We start from the raw sequence: 25,489 nt of genomic DNA, 5'->3' as shown, positions 1-25,489 counted from the left end.
GTGTTTTCAGACGTGTGCCCTTCACTTCTGCGGTGCTTGGGGGGGTTACCGCGCCCGCCCCCCCGGTGTCGGTTCCGGCGACGTATCCGCCGGTCGCGGCCCTGCGCAGGGCCGCGACGCTGCGGGCCGAGGCGCTGGAGGAGGCCGGATGTCGCTGATCTCCATCCTTGCCCGGCTGGAGGCCGTGGAGTCGGGGCGGGCCACCCCGCTGGCGACCGTGCGGCACCGGCATCTGTCCGAGCGGCCGCTGGTACTCGTACCGCTGACCACGGCCGGTGAGGCGGGTGCGCCGCTGGGCGCGCTGGTGGGAACGGATCCCCAGGAGCCGCGACTGCTGGTCGTGCTGCAGCCGCGCGACCGCGATCTGCGCTTCACCTTCCTGGCCGAGCTGGCCGATGCCGTACTGCCGCACCTCGACGCGTACGCCGACGATGTCGAGCCTGTCGAGCCCGGGGGCACCTCCCGGCCGAAGGCTGGGGGAGAAACCGGCCCCGAGACCGGCAAGGGCGACAAGGCCGATGTCGAACTGTGCGCGGACGCACCGCAGTTGATCGTGCCTGGACGGGCCGGCGTCGACTTCGTACGGCTCCTCGGCCGCTCGATGCGCTTCCGGCGTACGGCCGAGGACGACCCCGACGCGCCCTACCCCGCGCCGCCTCGCGTCCCGCTCCTCGGCCGCTGGCTGACGCACTACGGCGAGCGCGCCCGGGTGCCCGGCTCCTCGCTGCTGCTCGCGGCGACCGATCTGCTGAACCGGCACTGGGCGACCGGCCAGTCGAGCCTGGAGGACCAGCATCTGGGCGCGTTGCTCGCCTGGATCGACCCGCCCGACGGCACATCGGGCGCTCAGGCCGCGCTGCGGGCGGAGCTGGCGCGGGACCGGGCCGGGCAGTTGCTCTGCCCGCCGGCCGGCCCGGCAACCGACCCGGCCTTCGACAACAGGCTGCTGGCCCCGGCCGTCGAGCGCTACGACCGGGCGCGCCAGGCGCTGGCGGCGGCCGAGGACGGTGCGGCGGCCGACGCGCGTCTTGGCGAACTGACCGTCGCCGAGCGGGAGATCCGCCGACTCGTGGCCGGCCAGCTGCAGCCCACCTGGCAGGCGGTGTGGCGCGGCCTCGAGCTGCTCCGGGAGCTGCCGGAGGGGTCGCGGGCGGCGGATCGCTGGACGCGCGACCGCTGGTCGTTCACCGCGCACCGCGATCGCGTACGGGCCGGGGAGCCGCCGCAGCCCCGGCGCGACGACGCGGTGACGGCCGCGCGGAAACTCGCCTCCCGCGAGACGGCCCAGGCGCAGCTGAAGGCCCAGGAGGCGCTGGACGACCCACTGGTGCTGGCGGGGCGCAGGCTGGCGGGCGAGGCGTTCATGGGTGAGGTGACCGAGGTCGTGATGGCCTGGTCCGAGTCGAAGCGGCCGAGCCCGCGTCCCCTGCTGACCGTCCGCACGGACGACCGCCCGCATCTGAGCGAGCGCGTGAAGGTGTACCGCTCGCTGGACGGCAAGCCGCAGACGGCCGAGTTCGTCGGGTTCACAGGGTCCGAGGCCGAGGGTGTGCTGGTGCTGCGGCTGACCGACCGCATGGGCCGGTCCAGGGACCCTGCGGCAGGCTCCGTACCGGAGAAGGGCGAGCGGATCGCGTGGACCCTGTTCGAGCACGGCCGGCGGGGCGGCCCGAAGCTGCCGGACCAGGAGGAAACCCCATGGACCCACGGCGGCCCTCCGGGCACGGCCGCGGAGAGCCCGGACCCCGTGACCCCGGAGGACATTCTGTGACGGCCACTGTTGACCCCTCCGCCGCTGCGGGCGGAGGTGCGCTGTGAGCGGGCGCGTCTTCGATCCGTCCGCCGAGGCCGGCCGGGCCACCGACGCGATCCTCTCCGACACACTGCACGGGACACACCGTGGCGTCGTCGTGGACTCGCCTCCCGGCGCGGGCAAGTCGACGCTCGTCGTGCACACCGCGCGGGAACTGGCGGCTGCCGGGCGACCGTTGATGGTCATCGCGCAGACCAATGCGCAGGTCGACGACCTGGTGGTCCGGCTCGCCGAGAAGGAGCCCGACCTGCCGGTCGGACGGCTGCACAGCAACGAAGCCGACCCGTACGACAAGGCCCTCGACGAGCTCGACAACGTACGCAAGTCCGCCAAGGCCGGTGACCTGGCAGGCCTGGACGTCGTCATCTCGACCGCCGCGAAGTGGGCGCATGTGCAGGGCGTGGAGCCCTGGCGGCACGCCATCGTCGACGAGGCGTACCAGATGCGTTCCGATGCGCTGCTCGCCGTCGCCGGGCTCTTCGAACGGGCGCTGTTCGTGGGTGACCCGGGCCAGCTGGACCCGTTCTCGATCGTGGGCGCGGACCAGTGGGCCGGGCTGTCGTACGACCCGTCCGCGAGCGCGGTCTCGACGCTGCTCGCGCACAACCCGGAGCTTCCGCAGCACCGGCTGCCGGTCTCCTGGCGGCTCCCGGCGTCCGCCGCACCGCTGGTCTCGGACGCGTTCTACCCGTACACACCCTTCCGCAGCGGCACGGGCCCGGACGACCGGCGGCTGGCCTTCGGTGTGCCGTCGGACGGCTCGGGGCCGGACCGGGTGCTGGACGAGGCGGCGGAGTCCGGATGGGGTCTGCTGGAGCTGCCCGCGCGCAGCACGCCCCGTACGGACCCCGAGGCGGTACGGGCCGTGGCCCTGGTGGTCCGCCGGCTGCTGGACCGCGGTGGCGCGGCGACCAGCGAGCGGTCGGCGGACCCGGTCCCGGTGACCGCGGAGCGGATCGCGGTCGGCACGGCCCACCGCGACCAGGCGGCGGCGGTGCGGGCGGCCTTGGCCGAGGTGGGCGTCGCCGACGTCACCGTGGACACCGCGAACCGTCTCCAGGGCCGGGAGTTCGACGTCACGGTGGTCCTCCACCCGCTGTCGGGCCGCCCGGACGCGACGGCGTTCCATCTGGAGACGGGCCGGCTGTGCGTACTGGCCTCCCGCCACCGGCACGCGTGCATCGTGGTGTGCCGCGCGGGCGTCACGGACCTGCTGGACGAGCACCCCTCGACGGAGCCTGTCCAGCTGGGCGTCACGGTCAAATTCCCGGATGGCTGGGAGGCGAACCACGCCGTGCTGGCCCACCTGGCGGAACACCGTGTGAGCTGGCGACCGTGAGTACCGGGAAACGCGGTGTGCGGCGGCAACCGCAGGCCCCCTTGCGGGGACCGGGACAATGGACGGTGGCCCCGGGCACCGGGCGGAGTCCGGCCACACGCGCGAGTCGAGGAAAGGCGGCCGGATCAGGGGCCGCACCGTACGAGGAGGAGAACCACATGGCGGATCCCGAGCGGAGCGAGCGGAAGCTGCGACCGGCCCCGCTGCTCTTCGAGCCGTCGGAGGCTGCCGCCGATCCCGAGCACTTCTTCGACCTGGAGTCCATCGAGGACCCACGGGAGCTGCTGGCCCGGGCCACGGAACTGACCCTGGCGTTCCGCGCGGCGACCGACCGGGCGGCGGAGTACCAGGCGCTCGCGGCGGCCCAGCTCGCCGACCCGCGGCGCTTCGACCGGCTCACCCCCGCGGACATCGCCGAGCGGGCGGAGTGGACGGAGGACTACGCCAAGAAGATGATCGAGTTCGGCCGCGACCTGCTCCGCAACACCACCCCGTAGCCGCCGGAAGCAGCCGAACGGGCACCGGCACGCACGGGGCACGCACCGGCCAACATCCCGCCTGGCATATGCAGGGGGGCAAGGTACCCCTCCCCGTCCCGCCCTGTCCTCATTTCCGCAAACTCTCAGAGACAGAACCGTCACTCACGGTAGATCTTGTGTCATGAGCGCATGGCTGCGAGACGAACTCCTGCGAGACCCCGGCGTCGCTGACGACGAGCGCCGTACGGACATCCTCGCCCTCCTGCAGGAGGAGGGCAGCCATCGCGCGGCACAGGTGACCACCCCCGGCGCCCGCTGGCTCACCTCGGCCGGGGCGTATCCGCGCTCGATACTCTCCCTTTGGGAGACCCGGCCGACCGCCCCCGCCGTGCTCCCCTGCGGCGCCGTCTTCGATGTCGTGAACGTGCCCACGATCTTCGGCCGGCGGATGCTCGACCGACTCTGGGAGGAGGGGCCGGGATCCGGCCCCGTCGCCATGCACCGCGGCCGGATGATGATCTTCGCCGCGCCCGGCACCGCCCAGCGTCTGCCGTCCCTGCTCGACTGGGAGGAGTGGGGCTGTTCCGTACCGCCGATGATCTACCACGGCATCGGCGACGCCGTGACCGTCCCGCCGCTGGCGCAGAGCCAGGACGCCACCGGGCCGCGCTGGCTGGTGGCCCCGGACGCCCGCCATCCGTGGCTTCCGGGGCCCGAGGTACTGCTCTGGTCGTGCGTCCGGGCGGTCCGTGCGGCCTCGTCATCGAGCGTGCGTATATCGATTTTTCCTCCCGCCGATCAGGATGCTAAGGTCTACGACGTCAGCAGGCGCCGCTAGCTCAGTTGGTTAGAGCAGCTGACTCTTAATCAGCGGGTCCGGGGTTCGAGTCCCTGGCGGCGCACAGACGGAAGAAGCCCCTCGCGAGAGCGAGGGGCTTCTTCGCTTTCCCGCACCGGGGCGACCCGAAGGGCCACCGCACCAAGGCGACGCCCCGCATCGCGGCAGCCCGCACCCGCGCCGCTACGCCGTCGTGATCCTGATCGTCCACGCGCCCGACCGCGTCCGATCCACCACCTGCACCCTTGTGCGCTCGCCCGGCGTCCCCGGCATCGTGAACGTCTCGCCGACCCCCAGCGGCGCGTCCGCGAGCGGCGGATAGACCGACCGGTCCCAGCACGCCTCGGTGTCCGGATGCGTGTCCACGACCTCGATCGGACCGCCGCCCGACGCCGTCTCGGCCTGTACGCGGTACAGCAGCACACCCTCGGCGCAGGTATCCCGGTCGTTGCCCATCGAGCTGCGCGCCTCGATCGCGAGCGCGGTGTCCTCCCCGGTCCTGACGACGGCGAGCCGCGTGCCGAGGCTGCCGCCGGGCGCGGCCTCCACCGTCTCCAGCGTGATCAGCTCGGACTTCTGCACACAGCGCACGGACCGCTGGTCCAGCCATCCCAGCTTCCACTTGTGCCAGGCGAAGAGATCCGGCGCGAGCCCGAACTGGCTGCCCATCACATCCCAGTCCCCGACGTAGGTGTCCCAGTCCCCCTTGCCGTCCGTCGGCCGGTGGTAGAGATCCGGCAGGTCGAAGGCGTGCCCGGTCTCATGGGCCAGCACGTTGTGGTCCGGCGGATGGCTCTCGAAGACGGTGACGACCCGTTTGATGTCCGTGCCGTCGGCATGCAGCGGCTGCTCCAGGTTGACGACCTTCGTCGCGTCGGCGTCCACACCGGGCGCGTCCGGGTCGGCGACGAGATAGACGACGTCGTAACGGGAGAAGTCGACCGTCGAGTCCGCCGCGGCGACCGCGTCCCGCAGATAGGCGCTGCGCCGCGGCGAGTCCCAGTCCCGCTTTATCCCGTACCCGGTCGAGGACTTCGGCATCGGCACCCACTGGTGCTGCGGATGCGGGCGCAGCGCGAACTTCCCGTACGAGGCACGCGCGAAGAACTGGCTGGTGGCCGGGAAGTGGTCCCTCGCGAGGTCGTCCGGTGAGTTCAGCGGCACCGAGTCCGGGAACGACAGGAAGATCATGACCGCGTCCAGGTTCCCGACAGGTCGCGGGTAGGCGGAGTCCCAGGAGTCGACGCCGAGCGAGTGGTGAGCGGCAGTGCGGGGCAGCGCACAGGGCCCTCCGGGTGACTCGGCCACGGCCGGGCCGGCCACCAGGCCCGTGGCGGCGAGCGCCGTGAGGGAGGTGAGGGCGGCCGCGGCGCTGCGCAGGCGCCCCCATTCCACTCCCGGGGCCACTCCCACGGGTGTTCCCTCGGGTGACTGCTGACCCTCCACGTGGACCTCCGGCTGAGGAATGCGGGACACCTCACCCACCCTGTGTTGATTTCAGCTGGTACGCCCTGCCGGCTGCCCCACTCGGGTGACCGACCCGACACCGGGCCGACACCGACCCGAGACCCGCCGACACTCCGATGGCTCACGGAACGTCACAATCGGTCAGGACGGAATCGGCCCCCGCGCAGACCTGTGCAGAAACGATCGTCCGTAGCCCTGGGGCGGCCTGATCCACTACGCCACAGCTGGAACAGCCGCCGGGCGGCCTCTATGATCGGCACACTTTCCAGGCGTCTTCCCCGAGTTCATACCGGCTTCATCGCCGATCGCGTGGGGCGGCCATCCCGACCACATCTGTACGACCCTGTACGAAAACAACTGCACTGCGGGAGCGAGCGGTGAGCGGAACCTCCGAAGGAACAGGGCCGGCCGGAGTCGCAGTCCCCGGAAGCAACCGGCCGTTACTCACAGAGCGTCACAGCGCCGGCCGGGCGGCCGCCGAACTGCGTGACTACCGCGCCGCGTTCAACGCCGCGCACCTCGCGATGGCCGTCGTCGACCACGAGGGCCTGACGGTCACCGCGAACGAGGCCTTCGCCGCGCTGCTCGGCACCGAACCCGTCACCCTTCTGGACCAGTCCGCGGCCGATCTCGTCGACCTGGCGTCGGACGGCCGTACCTGGCAGGCGTACCGCGAAGTGCTGCGCGGCCGCCGCTCCAGGTTCCGCTGCACGCGCCGCCTCAAGCACCCGGACGGCCGCACGCTCTGGGCCGAGGTCACCGTCGCGCCGGTGCCGGAGAGCAGCAATGTGCTGCTCTCCATCACGGACGTCAGCGACCGGCGCGAGCTGCTCGCGCGGCTGCGGCAGGTCCAGATGCACGACCCGGTGACGCGGCTGCCCAACCGCACCCTCTTCTTCGAGCGGCTCTCGGCGGCGCTGGAGTCATCGGCCTACGACCAGGGCTCCACCGGGCGGATCGGGCTCTGCTACCTGGACCTGGACGGCTTCAAGGCCGTCAACGACACGCTCGGGCACCGGGTCGGCGACCGGCTGCTGGCCGCCGTCGCCACCCGGCTGACCGAGTGCGCGGACAGCGACGGCCACACGCGCAGCGGCAGCCATCTGGTGGCCCGCCTCGGGGGCGACGAGTTCGCGATCCTCGTCGAGGACTCCACCGGTACGGAGCAGCTCGCCGACCTCGCCAGATCCGTACTGGTCGCGCTCCAGCAGCCGTTCGACCTGGCGGGACAGCGGCTCTCGGTGTCGGCGTCGATCGGGGTCGTGGAGCGGGTAGCGGCCGGGACGACCGCGACGGGTCTGATGCAGGCCGCGGACACCACGCTGTACTGGGCGAAGGCGGACGGCAGGGCTCGCTGGACCCTCTTCGACCCCGAGCGCAACGCGCACCGGATGACGAGACAGGCGCTCTCCTCCACGCTCCGGCCGGCCGTGGAGCGCGGCGAGTTCGCCCTGGAGTACCAGCCGCTGGTGGGGATGGCGGACGGGGTGCCGCGGGGCGTGGAGGCGCTGGTGCGCTGGAACCACCCGCAGTTCGGCACGCTCGCGCCGAATCGGTTCATCGCCATCGCGGAGGAGGACGGCTCGATCGTCCAGCTCGGCCGGTGGGTGCTGCGTACGGCGTGCCGCCAGGCCCGCCAGTGGCAGAAGGACCACCCGGACGCCCTGCCGCTGTTCGTGAGCGTCAATGTCGCCGTACGGCAGGTCTGGGACTCCGACCTGGTCGCGGACGTGGCGGAGATCCTGGCCGAGACCGGCCTGCCACCGCATCTGCTGCAGCTGGAGCTCACCGAGTCCGCGGTGATGGGTTCGGCGGGTCGCCCGCTCCAGGCGCTGCAGGCACTGAGCGACATGGGTGTGCGGATCGCGATCGACGACTTCGGGACCGGGTACTCGAACCTGGCGTATCTGAGCCGGCTGCCGGTGTCCGTACTGAAGCTCGACGGATCGTTTGTCCGCGGCTTCCAGGACGAGGCGCACCCGAACCCGGCGGACGAGACGATCGTCGAGGCGATGGTGCAACTGGCGCACCGGCTGGGCCTGACGGTCACGGCGGAGTGCGTGGAGACGGCCGGCCAGGCGTCGCGTCTGCGACGGATCGGGTGCGACACGGGTCAGGGCTGGCTGTACTCACGGGCGGTGGCGCCGGAACGGATCGCGGAGCTGATCGGCTCCGGCGCGCTGTCGGTCTGAGGTCGTCGGCCGGGAGACAGGCCGGGAGGCAGACCGGGAGACAGACCGGGAGACAGACCGGGAGACAGGCCGGGAGACAGGCCGGGAACGCCGAACCGCCCCCGGCCGGAACTGGGTTCCGGCCGGGGGCGGTCGCCTGTGGGGGGACTGGGGAGGTCGGGTCAGCAGGCGCCCAGGTCCTGCCAGACGCCCCATTCACCCGTGGTGCCCGGCTCCTCGCCCTGGGTCCACCACTTGGCCTTCCAGACATGGCCGTTGTGGGAGACCTGCGTCGATCCGGTGTACGCCGGAGCCGGGGACCAGGCCGGTGCCGTGCAGCCGGCCGGCGGGGCGGAGGGCGAGGGGGTGGGGTTGCCCGGGGACGGGGTCGGATTGCCCGGGGTCGGCGTCGGGTCCGACGGAGACGGGGTCGGGTCCGGGGTGGCCGAGCCGCCGACCGCGGTCACGATCTGGTTGAGCAGCGTGGTCTGTTCGTCGAGGCCGAGCAACGAGTACATCATCGCGCCCGCCAGGCCACGGTTGTGCGCGTAGTCCGCGCGCGCCTGGATCGCCCGCTTGTCGAGGCCGGTGAAGAACTCCCCGTCCTTGTAGAAGTACGCCGCCTTCGCCTCGTCGTCCCAGAACGTCGTCGCCGCGTTGTCGACGATGCCGCCGAGCTCCTTGTAGTGCGCGATGCCTGCCTGCTGGCTGACCGGGCGGGCACCCGAGGCGCCGGTCGCGGACTGCGCGAGGCCGTTCTTCGCGCCGGCCGGGACGCCCTTCCAGCCGCGGTAGTAGAACTCGTACCCCAGCGTCAGCTTGTTCGCCGGGAAGCCGCCCGCGATGCCGTACGCCGCGTTCCCGTCCAGCCAGGAGTCGATGGCGTTGTCGATCGAGTACTTCTGCGTGCCCGGCGCGATCACGTCGGTCGGGTCGGAGGCCGGCGAGTACAGCGGCGACTGGTGGTACGCCGGTCCGTCCGCGTCCCAGGCGCCGTGCATGTCGTACGTCATGATGTTCGCGTAGTCGAGGTACGCGCCGATCTTGTCCGTCTCGATGTTCTTGATCTTGTCCTGGCCGGCCGGGAGCGCCGCCGTCAGCAGGTACTTCTTGCCGCCGTGCGCCGCGCCGTACTCGTCGAGCTGCTTGCGGAACTCCGCCAGCAGCAGCGTGAAGTTGGCCTTGTCCTCGGCGCCGTAGTGGTTGCCGAGATGGCCGCCCTCCGAGCCCGGGTACTCCCAGTCGATGTCGATGCCGTCGAAGATCCCGGCAGCCGCGCCCGCGCCGCCGTAGCCGCCGTCGACCGGCAGGTCGCCCGCGATGTACTGCTTGACGCAGGAGGCGACCAGCTTCTTGCGGCTCGCGTCCGTCTTCGCCGCGTCGTGGAAGTACTTGGAGTAGGTCCAGCCGCCGATCGAGATATTGATCTTGAGCTTGGGGTGTTTCGCCTTCAGCTCCTTGAACTGGTTGAAGACGCCCACGATCGGCTGGTTCCAGGTGTCGGCGACGCCGTCGACGCTGTCCGCCGCGGCGAAGGACTTCTGGTAGTCGGCGTACGAATCGCCCGCGCCGTCACCGGCGTTGGGGTTGTTGTCGTCGCCCGCCGCCTTGTTCGCCTCGAAGCAGGTCAGGTCGGTGGGGTGGATGTTGCCGAACGAGTAGTTGATGACATCGAGCTTGTCCGCGATGCCCCGGGTGTCCAGGTGCTTGGGGTAGAAGGCGTTGCCGTACACGCTCCACTGGTCGTAGTACGCGATCTTCACCCCGCCGGTGGAGGCGGCGGCCGTGGCGTCGCCGCGGGCCGCGGCCCCGGCGGTGCCGAGGCCTGTGAAACCGGCCAGGGCGCCGGCGGCGAGCGCCGCGGTCGTCAGGGCCGCGAGCAAGGGTCTGCGGGAGCGCACGTACAGCCTCCGGGGGTGTGGGGGACAAAATCCGGAACGGGAGTTGGAGAAGAGATAGCGATCCGGCCACTGCCGCGTCAATGGTCTGAACCAAATAAGGACTAGACCAATTTCTTGGAGAAACCGCTTGTCAGACACCCGCGCCCGAAATGTGAAACCGCCCGCCACCATCGGTGACGAGCGGTTTTAGGACTCCCTTAAGGAACTGCGGACAAGAGGTTCAGGAATGAACCAGTCCACCCGGCAAATCGTAGGCATCCGCGATCAGTTCGTACGAGCGCAGCCGCGCGTCGCCGCCGTGCGCATTGGCCGTGATCATCAACTCGTCGGCGCCGGTGCGCTTCTGGAGGTCGTCCAGGCCGGTGCGCACCGCGTCCGGAGTGCCGTGGATGACATTCGACAGCCAGCTGTCCACGAACTCCCGCTCGATGGCGCTGAATTCGTACGCCGCCGCCTCGTCGGGCGTGGGGATCAGCCCGGGGCGGCCGGTGCGCAGCCGGACCATCGACAGCGCGCCGGTCAGTACCTGACGGCGCGCCTCCCGCTCGTCGTCCGAGGCGAGCGCGGAGACGCCGATCACCGCGTACGGGGCGTCCAGGATCCACGAGGGGCGGAAGGAGTCGCGGTAGAGGTCCAGCGCCGGGACGGTGTTCTGCGCCGAGAAGTGGTGCGCGAAGGCGAACGGCAGTCCGAGGACGCCGGCCAGCCGCGCGCTGAAGCCGGAGGAGCCGAGCAGCCAGATCGGCGGGCGGGCCGAGGGTCCCTGGACCGGTCCGGGGACCGCGTGGATACGGGCGTACGGATGGCCGTCCGGGAAGTCGTCGTCGAGGAACCGGGTCAGCTCGGCGAGTTGCTGAGGGAACTCGTCCGCGCCCTCTCCCCTGGCCTCCGGCAGGGAGGACCCCAGCCGGTCGGCACGCCGGAGCGCGGCGGCGGTCGCGCCGTCGGTGCCCGGCGCGCGGCCCAGACCCAGGTCGATCCGGCCCGGCGCGAGGGCCTCGAGCGTGCCGAACTGCTCGGCGATCACGAGCGGCGCGTGGTTGGGGAGCATCACACCGCCGGAACCGAGACGGATGCGCTCGGTGTGGGCGGCGAGGTGGGCGAGGATCACGGCCGGCGAGGACGAGGCGACGCCCGGCATGGAGTGGTGCTCGGCGACCCAGTGACGGTGGAAGCCGCGGCGCTCGGCGAGCCGTGCGATGTCCACGCTGGTACGCAGGGCGTCGGTCGCGGTACGGCCGCTGCCGACCGTCACCAGGTCCAGTACCGACAGCGGTACGGGTGCGGTTCCGTTCGCCGTGCCTCGAATCTCGTCCACCGGTGGGGCCCTCCTGCGCATGAAGATACGTACAGCACAGAAGAACAGGAGGGTCTCTCCGGTTATTCCCGCCCGGCCGTCCCCTTCGTCGTCCTCTTGGTCGTTCCTGTCGCTCCCGCCGTCATTCCCGTTTCGCGAACAGCGTGCCCAGTTTCGGCCCGTACACCCAGGCCCTGCGGTCGGCCAGCCGCAGCCCCTCCCACACCGTCACCTGGTTGGCGGTGAGCACCGGCTTGCCCAGCATCTCCTCCAGGTCGGCGAGGTACGCCGCGGTGTGCAGGGCCGTGTCGGGCAGCAGCACCACTTCCGCGTCCGGATGGTCGCCCGCGCGCGCCAGCTCCAGCACCTCCGCCCGGCCCCAGGTGCCCACCTCGGCCGCCGTGATGATCCCGCTCGCCCTGTCCGCGACCACCTCGGCGCCGGACGCCTTGAGGAAGGCGGTGAAGTGCGCGGTGACGTCCTCCGGATAGGTCGCGGCGACGGCGACGCGCCGCGCGCCCAGCTCCCGTACCGCATGGGCGAAGGCGAACGACGTACTCGACGCGGGCAGACCCGCGGCCCGGGCGAGGGAGCGGATCTGTTCCTGCGCCCGGTCCCAGCCGTACACGAAACTCCCGCTGGTGCACGCCCAGACCACCGACTCCGCCCCTTCCAGCCGGAGCTCCTCCACACCCGCGGCGAGCCGCTCCGCCGATCCCATCTCCAGCAGCGCGTCGACGCGGTGCGCGTCCTCGCCGATGTCGGTGTGGACGACGGGCAGTCTGATGTCGCTGTCGAGCAGCACCTCGAACCGGGGATAGTCGTCCTCGGCGGAGTGCCCGGGGTAGAGAAGTCCGACCGTGGTCATGTCCAGCCTTCCTGTTCTTCGGGCTGAGCCGGCTGGGCCTGCTGGGGCTGCGGTGCCTGGTGAGCCGACGGCATCTGTGGCGGCTCCACCTCAGCGGCCTCCGGTTGCAGCAGCAGCGCCTGGTAGGGGCCGACCGCGTGCACCCCGATCCCGCGCAGCGCCGCCCACATCGTCACCTGGTTCGCCGAGAGCACCGGCATCCTCAGTTCGGCCTCCAGTTGCGGAATCGCGTCGTACGTCGGCAGATTCGTGCAGCTGATGAAGAGCGCGTCCGCCGCGCCCACCACCGCTTGCCGCGCCATGTCCACGACCGACCGGTACGGCACCTTCCAGATGTGCCGGGTCAGCCCCAGAAAAGCGCGGCCCGTGACCGTTACCCCGGCTTCTGCCAGATACTCCTCCAATGCCTGGGTCACCGATTCCGTATAGGGCGTGACCAGGGCGATACGGCCGGCGCCCAGCTCGTCGAGTGCTTCGAGCAGGGCGCCGGAGGTGGTCAGCGAGGGCACTTCCCCCGCCGAGCTCATCGCCTCGCACATGGCCCGCTCCCCGGCCAGGCCGCCCACGAAACTGCCCGACGTACAGGCGTAGGCGACCACCTCGGGCTCGGACGCGCCCAGTGCCCGCACCGCATCGCGCAGCGTCTCGTGCTCGCTCACCAGGCGGGCCAGGTCCAACGAGACCTCGACGGGCACATAGGGGGTACGGGTCAGACGCAGCGAGACATTGTCGGGGACCCAGCGCCACAGCTCCCGGTCCAGGGCGAAATCGAACGGGGCGACCACACCGACACCGCGCTGTGGCCGTGGCCCGCCGAGAAAGGAGACATCCATCGCTGGCCCCCTTAGCGTGTTATTGACGACGTTAGGTTCGGGTGCGAGCGTGGGTCAATCCGTACATGTCAGACGTTACGAAACGGCTTCCGCTTGATGTCTGAACCCACCCTCCTTGTCCTGGCGGCCGACCCCCCGCCGCGTCTCGGTCAACTGGCCGGAAGGGTCCGCGTCCAGTACGCCGACGAGCAGACGCTCGCCTCTCAACTCCCGTACGCAGACGTCCTGTTGGTATGGGATTTCACCTCCGACGCGGTACGCCGCGGCTGGCCCGGCGAGGGCCCGCGGCCGCGCTGGGTGCACACCCCGAGCGCGGGCGTGGACCGGCTGCTGTGCCCCGAGCTGATCGCTTCCGAAACGGTCGTCACCAACGCCCGCGGAGTCTTCGAGGAACCGATCGCCGAATACGTGGCGGGACTGGTGCTCGCCATGGCCAAGGACCTCCCCGGAACCCTCGAGCTCCAGCGGCAGCGGCGCTGGCGCCACCGCGAGGGCCTGCGGGTCGCGGGCACCAGGGCGACGGTCGTCGGAGCGGGCCCGATCGGCCGGGCCGTGGCCCGCACGCTGGAGGCTCTCGGCGTCACCGTGGCGGTCGTGGGCCGCACCGAGCGTCCCGGAATCCACGGCACGCAGGATCTCGACCGGCTGCTCGCCCGCGCCGACTGGGTCGTCTGCGCCGCGCCGCTCACCGACGCGACACGCGGGATGTTCGACGGGCGGCGCTTCGCACTGATGCAGCCGTCGGCGCACTTCATCAATGTGGGGCGCGGTCCGCTGGTGGTGGAGGACGATCTCGTCACCGCGCTGAACAACCGGTGGATCGCGGGCGCTGCCCTCGATGTGTTCGTGTCCGAGCCGGTCACGCCCGACAGCGCGCTGTGGGACGTCCCCGGGCTGATCGTCTCGCCGCACATGAGCGGCGACACGGTCGGCTGGCGGGACCGTCTGGGTGAACAATTCGTCGAGTTGTACGAACTGTGGGAGGCCGGAAAGCCGTTCCCGAACGTGGTGGACAAGAAACGTGGGTACGTCCCCATGCATGATGTCTCCGCTGACTGACCTGACCGCACACCAACTGCTGGCCGGCTACGCGTTGGGCGACTTCTCCCCCGTCGACGCGACCCTCGCCGCGCTGGAACGGATCGAGGTGGTGCAGCCGCTGGTCAATGCCTTTGTCCGGGTCGATGCCGAACAGGCACTGGCCCAGGCGCGGGCATCCACCGAGCGGTGGCACAGGAAGCAGCCGCAGGGGCTGCTCGACGGAGTGCCGGTGACGGTGAAGGACCTCCTGCTGCAGCGCGGGGTCCCGACCCTGCGCGGCTCCAAAACCGTTTCGGCGGAGGGCAACTGGGACGAGGACGCGCCGTCCGTCGCCCGGCTGCGCGCGCACGGCGCGGTCTTCCTCGGCAGGACGACGACGCCGGAGTTCGGCTGGAAGGGCGTCACCGATTCGCCGCGTCACGGGGTGACGCGCAATCCGTTCGATCCGGCGCGGACATCCGGCGGCTCCAGCGGCGGCAGCGCGGTGGCCGTGGCGGTCGGCGCGGGTCCGCTGTCGATCGGCACCGACGGCGGCGGCTCGGTCCGTATCCCCGCGTCCTTCTGCGGGATCTTCGCGCTGAAGCCGACGTACGGACGGGTGCCGCTGTATCCGTCCAGTCCCTTCGGGACGCTCGCCCACGCGGGCCCGATGACACGGGACGCCGCGGACGCCGCGCTGATGCTCGATGTGATCAGCGGCGAGGACTGGCGGGACTGGTCGCATCTGGGCCCGGCGAGCAGCGTCCGCGACGGCCTCTCGGACGGAGTGAAGGGGCTGCGGATCGCCTACTCGCCGTCCTTCGGCGGTCAGGTCGCGGTGCGCCCCGCGGTCGCGTCCGCGGTGCGGCGGGCGGTGGGAGCGCTGGCGGGCCTCGGCGCGTACATCGAGGAGTCCGATCCGGACATCACCGACCCGGTGGAGGCCTTCCACACCCTGTGGTTCAGCGGCGCGGCCCGGCTGCTGGAGCATGTCGGGGCGGAGCAGCGGGAGCTGCTGGACCCGGGGCTGCGCGAGATCTCCGGGATCGGGGCGCGGTACAGCGCGCTGGAGTATCTGGCGGCCGTGGACACCAGGATGGAGCTGGGCCGGCGCATGGGGAGGTTTCACACCTCGTACGACCTGCTGGTCACGCCGACCCTGCCGATCACGGCCTTCGAGGCCGGGTTCGAGGTGCCCGTGCACTCGGGGCAGCACCGCTGGACGGGGTGGACGCCGTTCACGTACCCCTTCAACATGACCCAGCAGCCCGCCGCGACCGTGCCGTGCGGCGTGGACGAGGACGGGCTGCCGATCGGTGTCCAGTTGATCGGGCCGCGGCACGCGGACGCACTCGTACTGCGGGCGGCGCACGCCCTGTACGAGTCGGGCGCGGCCGCGATGCCGGTGCCCGCTCCTACGGCGCCCGGCGGAAGCTGAGCGTCTCGCCGAGCGCACCCGCTCGCCACAGGTCGTGGCAGGCCTCGGCCATCCGGTCGAGGCCGTCGACCACCGATCCCCAGACGATGCCGGGGACCCAGCCGGTGTCGCCGTTGAGCAGCAGGTTGTTGCGCTCGTAGAAGAGCGCGAGGTCGACGACGGTACGGCGGCCGTGGTGGGCGGCCTGCTCCCCGTATCCGTACGACGCCGTACCCAACTGCACATCGGAGAAGGTGAAATAGCACAGATCCCCCGGAATGGGGGTCACCGTCGGGTTCTCCAGCGGTGGCTCCTGCTCCGCGAACGCCGGCAGCAGGGCATAGATCTCATTGCGCGCATACTTCGCGTGGTAGACATCCCCGGCCAGGGGCAGCGCGTCCCACACAGCCGCGCAGGTCAGCGGGGCCTTTTCGGTCAGCAGTTTCGCGGTGCACTGCACACCGCGCTTGTCGAGGGCAACGGTCACGTATCGGTCGGCCATCCCGTACGCATACCCCGCGCGGAGCCGGGTAGCCGCGCGGCCATGGCTCGTACAAGACAAGCAGGATCGATACGCAGACGCACACTGCTGTTCGGCACCGCTGCCGCCGGTGCGCTCGGCGCCGCGGGCGCGGCGGGCTGCGGACGGGTGCCTTCCGGGGACGCCCTGGCCCGGCTGAAGTCCCAGCGCACGGTGCGCCTCGGCATCGCGGGCGAGGTGCCTTACGGCTATGTCGACAAGAACGGCGAGTTCACCGGCGAGGCCCCTGAGCTGGCCCGTGTCATCTTCAAACGACTGGGCATCGACACCGTCCAGCCCGTCGCCACCGATTTCGCCTCGCTCATCCCGGGTCTCAACTCCCAGCAGTTCGACGTCGTCTCGGCCGGGATGTACATCAACAAGGAGCGCTGCCAGCAGGTCATATTCGCCGACCCCGAGTACCAGATGCTCGACTCGTTCATCGTGCGCAAGGGCAATCCGAAGAAACTGCGGACGTACGAGGACGTGGTGAGGAGCAAGGCGAAATTCGCCACCGGCACCGGCTATGCGGAGATCGACTACGCGGTCGCCGCCGGCTACCCGGAGAAGGACATCGTCATCCTCCAGGACCAGGTGGCGGGGCTGAACGCGGTCGAGTCGGGCCGGGTCGACGTCTTCGCCGGCACCGCGCTCACCACCCGCGAGGTGGTGAAGAAGAGCGCGAAGGCGGAGGCGACCGAGCCGTTCGCGGCCGTGGTCGACGGCAAGAAGAAGATCGACGGCGGCGGGTTCGCGTTCCGGCCCACCGACACGGAGTTGCGCGACGCCTTCAATGTCGAGATCCACAAGATGAAGAAGAGCGGCGAACTCTTCCGCATTCTGCGCCCGTTCGGCTTCACCGAGAACGAGATGACCAAGCTCACTGCCAAGGAGCTGTGCCGATGACAGCCGGACTCTGGCAGAACTGGGTACTCCCGGGCATCTGGATCACCGTCCAACTGCTGGTGTACAGCGCCGCGCTGGCCACGGCGGTGGCCTTCACGGTCGGCATCGCCCGCACCCACCGCTCGCGCCTCGTCCGCTTCCTCGCGGGCTTCTACACCGAGATCTTCCGCGGCACATCTGCGCTGGTGCTGATGTTCTGGCTGTTCTTCGTGCTGCCGCCGCTGCTGGGCTGGCAGCTGGTCCCGATGTGGGCCGCGGTGCTCGCGCTCGGACTCTCCTACGGCGCGTACGGCGCGGAGATCGTGCGCGGCGCGCTGAACGCGGTGACTCCCGCGCAGCGCGAGGCGGGTGTCGCACTCAGCTTCACGCCCTGGCAGCGGATGCGGCTGATCCTGCTGCCGCAGGCGGTGCCGGAGATGATGCCGCCGTTCTGCAATCTGCTGGTCGAGCTGCTCAAGGGCACCGCGCTGGTGTCGCTGCTCGGCGTGGGTGACGTCTCCTTCGCCGCGTACCTGGTGCGCCTGGCCACACAGGAGAGCGCGCAGATCTACACCATCAGCCTGGTGATCTACTTCGTGCTCGCGTTCGTCGTGACACGCTCCATGAAGGCGCTGGAGAAGAAGACCAAGCGGAACATCGGCATCGCGGTTCCCGGAAGCGGCCCCGGTGCGTGGTTCGCCAGGCGGGCCGTCACCACTTCCACCCCCGGAGGTGGTTCGAAGTGACCTGGGACTGGTCCGCCGTCGCGGACTTCATGCCACGCTTCTGGGACGGCGTGCTCGTCACGCTGCAGATCCTGGTACTCGGCTCGCTGATCTCCTTCACGCTCGGCCTGGTCTGGGCGATCGGATTCAGGGCGCCGACCCGTTTCCTGCGGTGGCCGGTGAACGTCGTCACGGAGTTCATCCGCACCACCCCGCTGCTGGTGCAGCTCTTCTTCCTCTACTTCGTACTGCCGGAGTGGGGCGTGCAGTTCTCGGCACTGACGACCGGAACGATCGCCATCGGGCTGCACTACTCGACGTACACCGCGCAGGTCTACCGGGCCGGTATCGAAGCCGTGCCGGCCGGTCAGTGGGAGGCGGCGAAGGCACTGAGCCTGCCCGCCCACCGCACCTGGTCCGCGGTGATCCTGCCGCAGGCGGTCCGGCGCATCACGCCGGCCCTCGGCAACTACGTCATCGCGATGCTGAAGGACACACCGCTGATCGCCGCGATCGGCGTACTGGAGATGCTGCAGCAGTCCCGGCTCGAGAGCGCCGCGACCTTCCAGTACACCGAGCCGCTGACCGTGATCGGCATCGCCTTCATCCTCATCGCCTACCCGGCTTCTCTTCTCGTACGAGCCCTGGAGCGCCGCCTTGTCTCCTGACACCACCCCCGATATCGCCACCCCCGCCACCACGATCCCCGACAAGTCCGGTGAGCTGATCCGCTTCGAGAATGTGACGAAGAGCTTCGGCGACAACACCGTGCTGGACGATCTCTGCTTCTCGGTGAAGCCGGGCAAGCACGTCACGCTGATCGGCCCCTCCGGCTCCGGCAAGACGACGATCCTGCGGCTGCTGATGACTCTGGAGTCACCCGACCGGGGCACGATCCAGGTGAACGGGCAGCGACTGTTCCCGGCCGCGGAGAAGGAGCGCCGCGAGGCACGCAAGCAGATCGGCATGGTCTTCCAGCAGTTCAATCTGTTCCCGAACATGACCGCCCTGCGGAACATCACCGAGGCCCCGGTGCGGGTGCTCGGCATGTCCAGGGACGAGGCGGAGGAGCGCGCCAAGGAGTTGCTGGACCTGGTCGGCCTCGGCGACCGCTGCGACGCGAAGCCGACGCAGCTGTCGGGCGGCCAGCAGCAGCGGGTGGCGATCGCCCGGGCGCTGGCGATGCGGCCGCAGGTGCTGCTCCTCGACGAGGTCACCTCGGCGCTCGACCCCGAGCTGGTCGCCGGTGTGCTGGACGTGCTGCGGGACATCGCCCGCTCCACCGACATCACGATGCTCTGCGTCACACACGAGATGAACTTCGCCCGGGACATCTCGGACGAGGTGCTGATGTTCGACTCCGGCAAGGTCATCGAGTCCGGATCTCCGGAGAAAATCTTCTCCGCGCCGGAGCATGATCGTACCCGCGAGTTTCTCGGTGCGGTGCTCTGACCACTTACTCCTACCGGTAAGTGTGACGCTGGCATATGCCAAGCGAGTGCGCCCCAGCGTATGACGCCGGGGCGCACGATACTTCTCGCCAACAGGCGCCCTCTGAACGGCTCTTGGCCGCTATCGTGGTAGGGAAACTTGCGGTCACAACCTGCTAGGGGGAAACCGTGGCGCTGAAGCCCGAGCCGACCGCGCCGTTCCATTCAATACAGTATGTCCTGCGTGTCCTGGAAACGATCTCCAAGCACGGTGGCGGTGTCACCGACGTCCAGGTCGCACGCGAGACAGGCCTGCCGACCGGCCACCTGGCCCCCATGCTGGCGATGCTGCGCCGCGAGGGCTATGTCGAGCAGGTCGCCGACGGCGCCTATGTGATCGGCGACTCACTGATCCTGCTGGGCTCCGGGGTCACCCGCCAGCAGGCGCTCCAGGCGAAGCTGCAGGAGACCCTCACCGAGCTGCGCGACTCGGTCGGCGCCGCGGTCTACATCAGCCGGTACATCGACGGCGAGGTGAAGATCACCCAATTCGCCGACAGCCCACGCACGCCGAAGGTCAACGAGTGGGTGGACTTCCGCTCGGCCGCCCACGCGAGCGCGGTCGGCAAATGCCTGCTGACCCAGCTCGACCAGAACGGCCGCCGCGACCACCTCTCGCGCCACAAGATCGCCCGCCTCACGTCGCGGACGATCACCAGCGAGAAGCTGCTCTTCTCCAAACTGGACAGCCAGCCCCCGACGGTCCCGATGCTGGACCTCCAGGAGTACGCGGTGGGCACGGTCTGCGCGGCGGTTCCGCTGACGGCGGGCTCGGCAGTGGGCTGCCTGGCGCTGTCCCTGCCGATCGAACACGCCCACCGGCTGCGCGCGGCGGCGGACACGCTCAACCGCAAGGCGGCGCCGGTGGTGCTGTCGCTGGCGATCTAGGGCGGACGCCGACGGGTGTCCGGACCACCCCCCGGGGCCAGGTACTATTAGCTAGTCATCAGCCGCGCGCGGCTGGTGCCAGTAAGCGCCGCTAGCTCAGTTGGTTAGAGCAGCTGACTCTTAATCAGCGGGTCCGGGGTTCGAGTCCCTGGCGGCGCACAACTGATCATCTGGGGCTTCTCGGTCATCCGAGAGGCCCCAGAGGCGTTTGCGGGGCCGGAGGCAACCGCCACGCCCGTCGCCCCGAGTCCTGGCGCCCACGGCGGAGGCAACCCGCGGCCGCACTTCAGGGTGCGAGCAGATCCGCCCTGCCGTGGTCCCCGTACCGCGCCAGCAGCGCCGTCCTGTCCGCCTTCGTCAGCCGGCGGTAGGCCGCGCCGCCCGGGGGCAGCCACCAGACCGGTTCCTCGCAGCCGAAGCCCGCGCGCCGGAGCGCCACTCGGTGGATCTTGTTCGTCGCGGTCACAGGCAGCTGCCGCAGCACTCTCACAAAGCGCGGCGCCATCTTCGTACCCAAGTCCGTCTGCGACGCCAGAAAGTCCCCGAATCCCACCGGATCGAACGAGACGCCGTCCCGCAACGCGAGCGCCGCCATCACCTGATCTCCCGCCACCGGGTCCGGCACCGCGTAGACCGCCACTCCCGCCGCGTCCGGCCACCGGGCCAGAATGTTCTCGATCATCGCGGCGGCCAGGTTCTCGCTGTCGACGCGCAGCCGGTCGTCCGTGCGTCCCGCGAAGTACAGGAAGCCGTCCGCGTCGCGGAAGAAGAGGTCGCCCGTCCAGTACCAGCCACCGCGGGTCCGGGCCGCGTCCGCCTCCGGGTGGCGCCAGTAGCCCTCGAACGGGTTCGGCCCCCGGTTCACCAACTCCCCTATCGCATCCGACCCGTTGAGCAGCCGTCCGCCCGCGTCCAGTACCGCGGCCGCCCGCTCCTTCCCCGTATCGGGGTCGACCACCGCCAGGTCGTCCCCCGCGCCGGCCCGGCCGATCGCGCCGACCGGGGTGTCCGGGGTGCGCTGGATCGCCGCGCCGCCCTCGGAGGAGCCGTAGCCCTCCACCAGCCGCACCCCGAACCGCGCCTCGAAGCGCGCCGCGTCCACCGCGCCCGCCTCGGTGCCGAAGCCGAGCCGCAGCCCGTGCTCGCGGTCGTCGTCCTGTTCGGGCGTGGCCAGCAGGTACTGAACCGCCCGCCCCACGTAAGTGAAGTAGGTCGCGCGAGATGTCCGTACGTCATCGAGGAAACCGGACGCCGAGAAGCGGCGGCGCAGCGCGACCGCCGCCCCGCCCACGAGTGCCGGTGCCCAGTTGGCGATCACCGCGTTGCCGTGGAACAGCGGCATGCAGATGTAGTGGACGTCGTCCTCGCGCACACCGAAGTGCCGCACCAGGGACGCGCCCGCCGCCGCCAGCCGCCCCTGGGAGCAGATGGCGGCCTTGGGCGCGCCCGTCGACCCGGAGGTGAAGCAGAGCAGCAGCCGACTGCCGGGCCCGACCCGCCCGAGCGTGGCGTCGCCGGGTTCCGCGGCGGCGTACGGGGCGAGCAGCTCGGCGTACGCGGCGTTGTCGGGATCGGTCACCAGCACCCGTACCCCCGGCAGGGCGAGCCCGTCGAGGAGGGGAAGGTGGGCGCGTTCGGTGACCAGTACCCGGCAGTCGGTGTGCAGGATGTCGCGGGCCAGTTCGGGCCCGCGCCGGGTCGGATTGATGCCCGCCACGGCGGCCCCGGCCAGGGCCGCCGCGCTGAGCCACAGGGGAAACTCCGGGGTGTTGTCGAGCAGTACCCCGAGGTGCGGCTCGGCTCCGCGCGGCAGGAGATCCACGAGGAGCGCGGCCCGTGCGGCGGCGCCCGCGGCGACCTGGTGGTGGCTGAGTGCGACGTTCTGGTCGCTCAGCCCCACCCGGTGGTCGCCCCATTGGCGCTGTACGAGTTCCGCGACGGTACTCATCATGGCGCCGCACGGTAACTGACTACCTGTCAGAACTGAACATCCGAGCAGGCGTAGAATGCGTTGCCCGTGTCATGCACGGTCCACACAGCCAGGATCAGATGCCGGCCGGACTTCGACGGCAGCGTCCCGGAGTGACTGAGCGTGGCCGGCGGGCGCTGGCCGTTGTACGGGATCGTCAGGAAGGGCTGCGAATCGAGCGAGGCGCGGGTGAGCTTCTGACTCGGGTTCCAGCCGTTCTTGGTGATGTAGTACTTGAAGTCGGTCGTCGCGTGCATGGCGGTGAACTGCCACCGGAAGGTGTAGTTCTGCCCCGAGGAGACCTTGGTGGTGGGCCAGGTGCCGCCGCGCGGATCGTCCAGCTGCGCGAAGCGGCTGTTGCCACCGGCGCAGATCGTTCCGTCGGCCGGACCCGCCGCAGGGAAGCCCTTGGGGCCTTCGACGCTCTGGGGTTCGTAGATGATCTCGCCACAGTTGGCGACCGTGCGGTTGGCGCACAGCTTCTGGCGGCTGATGGGCGAGTCGGTGTAGCCGTGGCTGGTGGCGCTGCCGGTCGCGAGGACGGTGGTGCCCGCCACTACGAGGCCGACTATCGCCGCACTTACCCGCGGCGGAGCCGCGAATCGAGAGAGTTTGCGCATGCTTCGCTCCAGGAGAACGTGGGGGAGTTCTGTGGGCCGTGCTGCACGCGTGCGGTAGTACACATTCCGGTTTCCGGTCTAGACCAAGTACCAGAGTATTAACGGAACTTGAACATGTCCAGACCAATCACGAGCCTTCCGGAAGCCCCGGACGCCCCTGGTGGAAGGCGACGGTGAGGGCCTTCACCAGAGCCTTGCGCCCGTAGCCGTCGAGCTCGACGAGCCCGCGTTCGGTGAGCCGGTTCACGGTGTCGTCCACGGCGTCCACCACCGAAGTCAGCGCACCCTCGCGGTGCTTGGCGTCGATCGCGGCGATCCGTCGGCGCTGCATCGCGACCGCCACCTCCGGCGCGTACACGATCGCCGTCGGCTGCGCCGAGAAGAGCTGGATCCCGGCCGGCGCGCACTCCGCCGACAGCAGACGCGTCAGCGCGTCGCCGACCGCCTCGGCATCGCGCAGGGTGGGCGCGTCCTCGTGGAAGGCGTCGGCCGGCAGCTGCGAGAGCACCCGCGCCATCGCCGCGCCGACCTGCTCGCTCAGATAACTCTCGTGGTCCTCGATGCCGAGCACCGCCCGCGCGGTGTCCTTGACCCGCCACACGACCAGCACCACCACGCGCAGCTCCGTGCCGTCCGCGTCGACCGCCGGCATCGGTTCGCTGCGCCAGTGCCGCAGCCGTACGTCGACCCCACGGCGCAGCAGCGTCGGATTCACCCACACCAGTCCCGTACGCCGCACACTCCCCTGGTAGTCGCCGAAGAGCGTCAGCACCCAGGCGTGTCCGACCCGGCCGCATCCGAGCCCGCCGAAGGCGAAGAGTGTCAGCAGTACGCCCAGCGTGAGCAGGCACCACAGCCCGATCCCGATGCCGTGGTACGGATACGAGGGCAGCCCGAGCGGCCTCGTCACCCTGCCCGGAAGCGCTCCGACCCCCCACAGCAACGCGCCGATCCCGGCCAGCGCGCACAGCCCGGCGACCACCGCGGTCCAGCCGGGCAGCACGGGCGCGGCCCGCTCGACCAGGTCCGGGTCGACGGGCGGCGCGGGCCGCGTCTGGACGGCTGCCGGCCGCGGCGACGCGGGTCTGCGTCCGACCTTCGGCTGCTCACCGGTGCTCTGACGCCGCGGCACGACGGTGGACCACGGGGCGAGCGGCTGGGAGTCGTCTTCGCGGAAGAGGAGGTGCACCGGGATCTCGGTGGTGACCTCCTGGGCGATGACCGGGGTGTGCCGCGGGCTGTCGGACGGCACGGTGCCGTCCGGCTCCGGGGTCGTGGTGTTCATGACTGCCACCTCCACTGGTCGTTCCGTACTGCCACCGCTCTGCCGGGCAGCGCGGGCGGACGCCCTGCCGCGCCGCCGGGCCCGTCGGCCGCGCCGGACAGGCGTGCCGTCAGCCGAAGAGCCGCCGCCAGGTCTCGGGTCCCGGGAAGCCGTCGGCCGCGCCGCCGCGCCAGCCCTGCGCCCGCTGGAACTCCTCGACACTGCGCCGGTCGGCTTCACCCCAGACCGGCCCGGGCCCCGACGTGAAGTGCTTGGTGTAGCCGCGCTTCACCAGCTGCCGGCCGAGCTGCGTGACGAAAGGACTGGACCGGCCGGCACGGAAGTGGTCACCACCCGGGTACGCGGGCGCGACGTTGCTCTTGCCGGCGGGCTGCTTCGCCGCCGTGCCGGTGATGTTCCTGCCCTTCCTGGTCACCAGCAGCCGCCAGGTCTCCGGTCCCGGCAGCCCGTCCGCTTCCGCGCCCTGCCAGCCCTGGGAGAGCTGGAACGCCTGGGTGGCCAGCCGGTCCGGGGCGTCCCAGAGCGGTCCGGGCCCCTGCGGGTAGAAGTGCTTTCCGCCGCGGCCGGCGAGCAACTCGGCGAGCCGGGTGACGTATGTGTTGTTCGCACCGGGGCCGAAGGCCGCCAGCCCCGGATAGACATCCATGCCGGGAGGGACGACCGTCCCGGGGGAGACAGTCGTGCCGGGAGAGACGGCCGTCGCGGCACCGGCGTTTGTGGACGCCGACTCGACCGCGGCGCTGGTGAGGCCGTTGTAGCGGTAGGGCAGGTACTTGCTGGAGTTGGTCCAGTACGCCATGGGCGTGGCCTGCCTACGGGTATGCGGCTTCACCTGTTCGTACGCGATGTAATTGGTGTGCGTGTAGTCGGTCCAGCCCCCGAAGAGCACCACGTGCGAACCCGTGGTCGGGTTGTCCGGGTTGTGGAAGAGCAGCATGTCGCCCGGCTGGAGTTCCTCGCGCGTGATCCGGGTGCCGAACTCGGCGAGGCTCCCCGTCCACTCGTTGGACTCCAGGCCCCATGCCATCGAGACATAGCCCGAGCAGTCCTGGCGGTATCCGTCGGACCAGTACCGCTCCATGCTGTAGGGGACTTGGGCGCTCACCCATTTCTTGGCCCGGTTGATGATCTCGGCGCGGGTCGTCCTGTGCAGCGGCGCGCCGGGCGTGGCCGACTCGCCCGAGGGGCCGTGCAGCGGCCCACTGCGGCCCTGCTCGGTCGCGGGCTCCGGGTCCGTGGTGGCTCGCGCGTCGACAGCCTCGCCCGGCGGCGCGGTAGCGGCCGGGGGGCCGAGGGCGTCCGCCACTCCTGTTCCACCGCTGCCGAGCACCACGCCCGCCGCGATGAACACGGCCAGCGCCCGGCGGAAGCCGTGCGCGCTCGAGTGTCCTCCCGCCGCGAGGACGCGGTGCTGCTGGGCGCAGCCCGCGCAGTGGCAGTCGGCAGCGGGCTCGAACTCCTCGAACACCGGCATCGTTATTACCCTCCGCACTCATCAAGATCCCTTGGGACTGTCGTACGGGTGCCGGCGCCCACGGTCGGTCACCAACTGTCCCGCCTCATCGCATTTTGACGGGATATAGGTAATAAAAGACGATTCGACAGGCCGGAACGATCAGAGAATGGTCATGAGCACCCGCGGCCGTCGGGTAGAGTTCTCGAGG

At 70.5% G+C, this 25,489-nt stretch carries 22 protein-coding genes and 2 tRNA genes; 14 read left to right on the top strand and 10 right to left on the bottom strand.

Annotation, left to right across the window (positions count from 1 at the left end; all coding sequences use genetic code 11):
* Nucleotides 1–148 precede the first annotated feature (148 nt).
* The 5 genes from ACWDZ6_RS26080 to ACWDZ6_RS26060 all read left to right on the top strand — a co-directional run bounded on the left by ACWDZ6_RS26080 (nt 149) and on the right by ACWDZ6_RS26060 (nt 4,533).
* Nucleotides 149–1,771, top strand: a complete 1,623-nt coding sequence (locus ACWDZ6_RS26080; protein WP_451504767.1) for a hypothetical protein — start codon at nt 149–151, stop codon at nt 1,769–1,771.
* Between the two features lie 43 nt (nt 1,772–1,814).
* A complete protein-coding gene (locus ACWDZ6_RS26075; protein ID WP_451504766.1) occupies nt 1,815–3,152 on the top strand; it encodes an AAA domain-containing protein in 1,338 nt (445 codons plus the stop codon).
* 158 nt (nt 3,153–3,310) lie between these two features.
* Nucleotides 3,311–3,649 carry a hypothetical protein gene (locus ACWDZ6_RS26070; RefSeq protein WP_366730768.1) on the top strand — a complete coding sequence of 113 codons (339 nt, stop codon included), beginning with the start codon at nt 3,311–3,313 and terminating at the stop codon, nt 3,647–3,649.
* Nucleotides 3,650–3,812: 163 nt separating this feature from the next.
* Nucleotides 3,813–4,469 carry a bifunctional DNA primase/polymerase gene (locus ACWDZ6_RS26065; RefSeq protein ID WP_451504765.1) on the top strand — a complete coding sequence of 219 codons (657 nt, stop codon included), beginning with the start codon at nt 3,813–3,815 and terminating at the stop codon, nt 4,467–4,469.
* Nucleotides 4,460–4,533, top strand: a tRNA-Lys gene (locus ACWDZ6_RS26060). Before ACWDZ6_RS26065 ends, ACWDZ6_RS26060 begins: the two co-directional genes overlap by 10 nt.
* A gap of 119 nt (nt 4,534–4,652) precedes the next feature.
* On the opposite strand, the gene ACWDZ6_RS26055 is transcribed toward ACWDZ6_RS26060, so the two are convergent.
* Nucleotides 4,653–5,915, bottom strand: coding sequence for a M6 family metalloprotease domain-containing protein (locus ACWDZ6_RS26055; RefSeq protein WP_451504774.1), 1,263 nt, complete (start codon nt 5,913–5,915; stop codon nt 4,653–4,655).
* Between the two features lie 398 nt (nt 5,916–6,313).
* Between ACWDZ6_RS26055 and ACWDZ6_RS26050 the strand changes: the two genes are divergently transcribed.
* Entirely contained in the window at nt 6,314–8,128 is a 1,815-nt protein-coding gene (locus ACWDZ6_RS26050) for a putative bifunctional diguanylate cyclase/phosphodiesterase (protein ID WP_451504764.1), read from the top strand.
* A 161-nt stretch (nt 8,129–8,289) separates the two neighbouring features.
* Here the strand turns inward: ACWDZ6_RS26050 and ACWDZ6_RS26045 are convergent, their stop codons facing one another.
* The 4 genes from ACWDZ6_RS26045 to ACWDZ6_RS26030 all read right to left on the bottom strand — a co-directional run bounded on the left by ACWDZ6_RS26045 (nt 8,290) and on the right by ACWDZ6_RS26030 (nt 13,006).
* Entirely contained in the window at nt 8,290–10,008 is a 1,719-nt protein-coding gene (locus ACWDZ6_RS26045) for a glycosyl hydrolase family 18 protein (protein WP_451504763.1), read from the bottom strand.
* Between the two features lie 220 nt (nt 10,009–10,228).
* Nucleotides 10,229–11,347, bottom strand: coding sequence for an LLM class flavin-dependent oxidoreductase (locus ACWDZ6_RS26040; protein ID WP_451504762.1), 1,119 nt, complete (start codon nt 11,345–11,347; stop codon nt 10,229–10,231).
* 100 nt (nt 11,348–11,447) lie between these two features.
* Nucleotides 11,448–12,173: a maleate cis-trans isomerase family protein gene (locus ACWDZ6_RS26035; protein WP_451504761.1), complete on the bottom strand. Its 726-nt coding sequence runs from the start codon at nt 12,171–12,173 to the stop codon at nt 11,448–11,450.
* Nucleotides 12,170–13,006 carry a maleate cis-trans isomerase family protein gene (locus ACWDZ6_RS26030; RefSeq protein WP_326650085.1) on the bottom strand — a complete coding sequence of 279 codons (837 nt, stop codon included), beginning with the start codon at nt 13,004–13,006 and terminating at the stop codon, nt 12,170–12,172. Before ACWDZ6_RS26030 ends, ACWDZ6_RS26035 begins: the two co-directional genes overlap by 4 nt.
* A 96-nt stretch (nt 13,007–13,102) precedes the next feature.
* On the opposite strand from ACWDZ6_RS26030, the gene ACWDZ6_RS26025 reads away from it, so the two are divergent.
* Both ACWDZ6_RS26025 and ACWDZ6_RS26020 read left to right on the top strand, forming a co-directional pair.
* On the top strand, nt 13,103–14,065 hold the full coding sequence (locus ACWDZ6_RS26025; protein WP_451504760.1) for a D-2-hydroxyacid dehydrogenase: 963 nt from the start codon (nt 13,103–13,105) through the stop codon (nt 14,063–14,065).
* Entirely contained in the window at nt 14,049–15,464 is a 1,416-nt protein-coding gene (locus tag ACWDZ6_RS26020; RefSeq protein WP_451504773.1) for an amidase, read from the top strand. Before ACWDZ6_RS26025 ends, ACWDZ6_RS26020 begins: the two co-directional genes overlap by 17 nt.
* Here the strand turns inward: ACWDZ6_RS26020 and ACWDZ6_RS26015 are convergent.
* Entirely contained in the window at nt 15,442–15,945 is a 504-nt protein-coding gene (locus ACWDZ6_RS26015) for a DUF3830 family protein (protein WP_326650088.1), read from the bottom strand. The two genes, ACWDZ6_RS26020 and ACWDZ6_RS26015, sit on opposite strands and share 23 nt — an antisense overlap.
* 42 nt (nt 15,946–15,987) lie before the next feature.
* Here ACWDZ6_RS26015 and ehuB point away from each other — a divergent pair, with 42 nt between their 5' ends.
* The 6 genes from ehuB to ACWDZ6_RS25985 all read left to right on the top strand — a co-directional run bounded on the left by ehuB (nt 15,988) and on the right by ACWDZ6_RS25985 (nt 20,110).
* The gene (ehuB, locus tag ACWDZ6_RS26010) at nt 15,988–16,869 is read left to right on the top strand and encodes an ectoine/hydroxyectoine ABC transporter substrate-binding protein EhuB (protein WP_451504759.1); all 882 of its coding nucleotides are present in this window, start codon (nt 15,988–15,990) and stop codon (nt 16,867–16,869) included.
* Nucleotides 16,866–17,594, top strand: coding sequence for an ectoine/hydroxyectoine ABC transporter permease subunit EhuC (gene ehuC / locus ACWDZ6_RS26005; RefSeq protein ID WP_451504758.1), 729 nt, complete (start codon nt 16,866–16,868; stop codon nt 17,592–17,594). The genes ehuB and ehuC overlap by 4 nt, the downstream gene beginning before the upstream one ends.
* Entirely contained in the window at nt 17,591–18,241 is a 651-nt protein-coding gene (gene ehuD / locus ACWDZ6_RS26000) for an ectoine/hydroxyectoine ABC transporter permease subunit EhuD (protein WP_366730777.1), read from the top strand. Before ehuC ends, ehuD begins: the two co-directional genes overlap by 4 nt.
* The gene (locus ACWDZ6_RS25995; RefSeq protein ID WP_451504757.1) at nt 18,231–19,025 is read left to right on the top strand and encodes an amino acid ABC transporter ATP-binding protein; all 795 of its coding nucleotides are present in this window, start codon (nt 18,231–18,233) and stop codon (nt 19,023–19,025) included. Before ehuD ends, ACWDZ6_RS25995 begins: the two co-directional genes overlap by 11 nt.
* 167 nt (nt 19,026–19,192) lie before the next feature.
* Nucleotides 19,193–19,951, top strand: coding sequence for an IclR family transcriptional regulator (locus ACWDZ6_RS25990; RefSeq protein WP_366730778.1), 759 nt, complete (start codon nt 19,193–19,195; stop codon nt 19,949–19,951).
* An 85-nt stretch (nt 19,952–20,036) separates the two neighbouring features.
* Nucleotides 20,037–20,110: transfer RNA gene (locus ACWDZ6_RS25985), tRNA-Lys, on the top strand.
* Between the two features lie 127 nt (nt 20,111–20,237).
* On the opposite strand, the gene ACWDZ6_RS25980 is transcribed toward ACWDZ6_RS25985, so the two are convergent.
* The 4 genes from ACWDZ6_RS25980 to ACWDZ6_RS25965 form a co-directional block, all read right to left on the bottom strand.
* Nucleotides 20,238–21,902, bottom strand: a complete 1,665-nt coding sequence (locus tag ACWDZ6_RS25980; protein WP_451504756.1) for an AMP-binding protein — start codon at nt 21,900–21,902, stop codon at nt 20,238–20,240.
* Nucleotides 21,903–21,928: 26 nt separating this feature from the next.
* Nucleotides 21,929–22,540: a lytic polysaccharide monooxygenase auxiliary activity family 9 protein gene (locus ACWDZ6_RS25975; RefSeq protein ID WP_366730780.1), complete on the bottom strand. Its 612-nt coding sequence runs from the start codon at nt 22,538–22,540 to the stop codon at nt 21,929–21,931.
* Between the two features lie 127 nt (nt 22,541–22,667).
* Nucleotides 22,668–23,825: an SPFH domain-containing protein gene (locus tag ACWDZ6_RS25970; protein WP_451504755.1), complete on the bottom strand. Its 1,158-nt coding sequence runs from the start codon at nt 23,823–23,825 to the stop codon at nt 22,668–22,670.
* A 109-nt stretch (nt 23,826–23,934) separates the two neighbouring features.
* Complete coding sequence (locus ACWDZ6_RS25965) at nt 23,935–25,305, bottom strand: peptidoglycan-binding protein (RefSeq protein WP_451504772.1); 1,371 nt, start codon at nt 25,303–25,305, stop codon at nt 23,935–23,937.
* Nucleotides 25,306–25,489: the final 184 nt, after the last annotated feature.

The sequence above is a fragment of the Streptomyces sp. NPDC002926 genome (genome assembly GCF_053591755.1).
Note: the sequence above shows the minus strand (reverse complement) of the source record. Positions and strands in the feature narration are given on the sequence as shown.

Coding starts and splice junctions, on each gene's coding strand:
- ACWDZ6_RS26080 (WP_451504767.1), top strand. CDS start 149: ATGTCGCTGATCTCCATCCTTGCCCGGCTGGAGGCCGTGGAGTCGGGG.
- ACWDZ6_RS26070 (WP_366730768.1), top strand. CDS start 3,311: ATGGCGGATCCCGAGCGGAGCGAGCGGAAGCTGCGACCGGCCCCGCTG.
- ACWDZ6_RS26065 (WP_451504765.1), top strand. CDS start 3,813: ATGAGCGCATGGCTGCGAGACGAACTCCTGCGAGACCCCGGCGTCGCT.
- ACWDZ6_RS26040 (WP_451504762.1), bottom strand. CDS start 11,347: ATGCGCAGGAGGGCCCCACCGGTGGACGAGATTCGAGGCACGGCGAAC.
- ACWDZ6_RS26035 (WP_451504761.1), bottom strand. CDS start 12,173: ATGACCACGGTCGGACTTCTCTACCCCGGGCACTCCGCCGAGGACGAC.
- ACWDZ6_RS26030 (WP_326650085.1), bottom strand. CDS start 13,006: ATGGATGTCTCCTTTCTCGGCGGGCCACGGCCACAGCGCGGTGTCGGT.
- ACWDZ6_RS26025 (WP_451504760.1), top strand. CDS start 13,103: ATGTCTGAACCCACCCTCCTTGTCCTGGCGGCCGACCCCCCGCCGCGT.
- ACWDZ6_RS26020 (WP_451504773.1), top strand. CDS start 14,049: ATGTCTCCGCTGACTGACCTGACCGCACACCAACTGCTGGCCGGCTAC.
- ACWDZ6_RS26015 (WP_326650088.1), bottom strand. CDS start 15,945: ATGGCCGACCGATACGTGACCGTTGCCCTCGACAAGCGCGGTGTGCAG.
- ehuB (WP_451504759.1), top strand. CDS start 15,988: ATGGCTCGTACAAGACAAGCAGGATCGATACGCAGACGCACACTGCTG.
- ehuC (WP_451504758.1), top strand. CDS start 16,866: ATGACAGCCGGACTCTGGCAGAACTGGGTACTCCCGGGCATCTGGATC.
- ACWDZ6_RS25980 (WP_451504756.1), bottom strand. CDS start 21,902: ATGATGAGTACCGTCGCGGAACTCGTACAGCGCCAATGGGGCGACCAC.
- ACWDZ6_RS25975 (WP_366730780.1), bottom strand. CDS start 22,540: ATGCGCAAACTCTCTCGATTCGCGGCTCCGCCGCGGGTAAGTGCGGCG.
- ACWDZ6_RS25970 (WP_451504755.1), bottom strand. CDS start 23,825: ATGAACACCACGACCCCGGAGCCGGACGGCACCGTGCCGTCCGACAGC.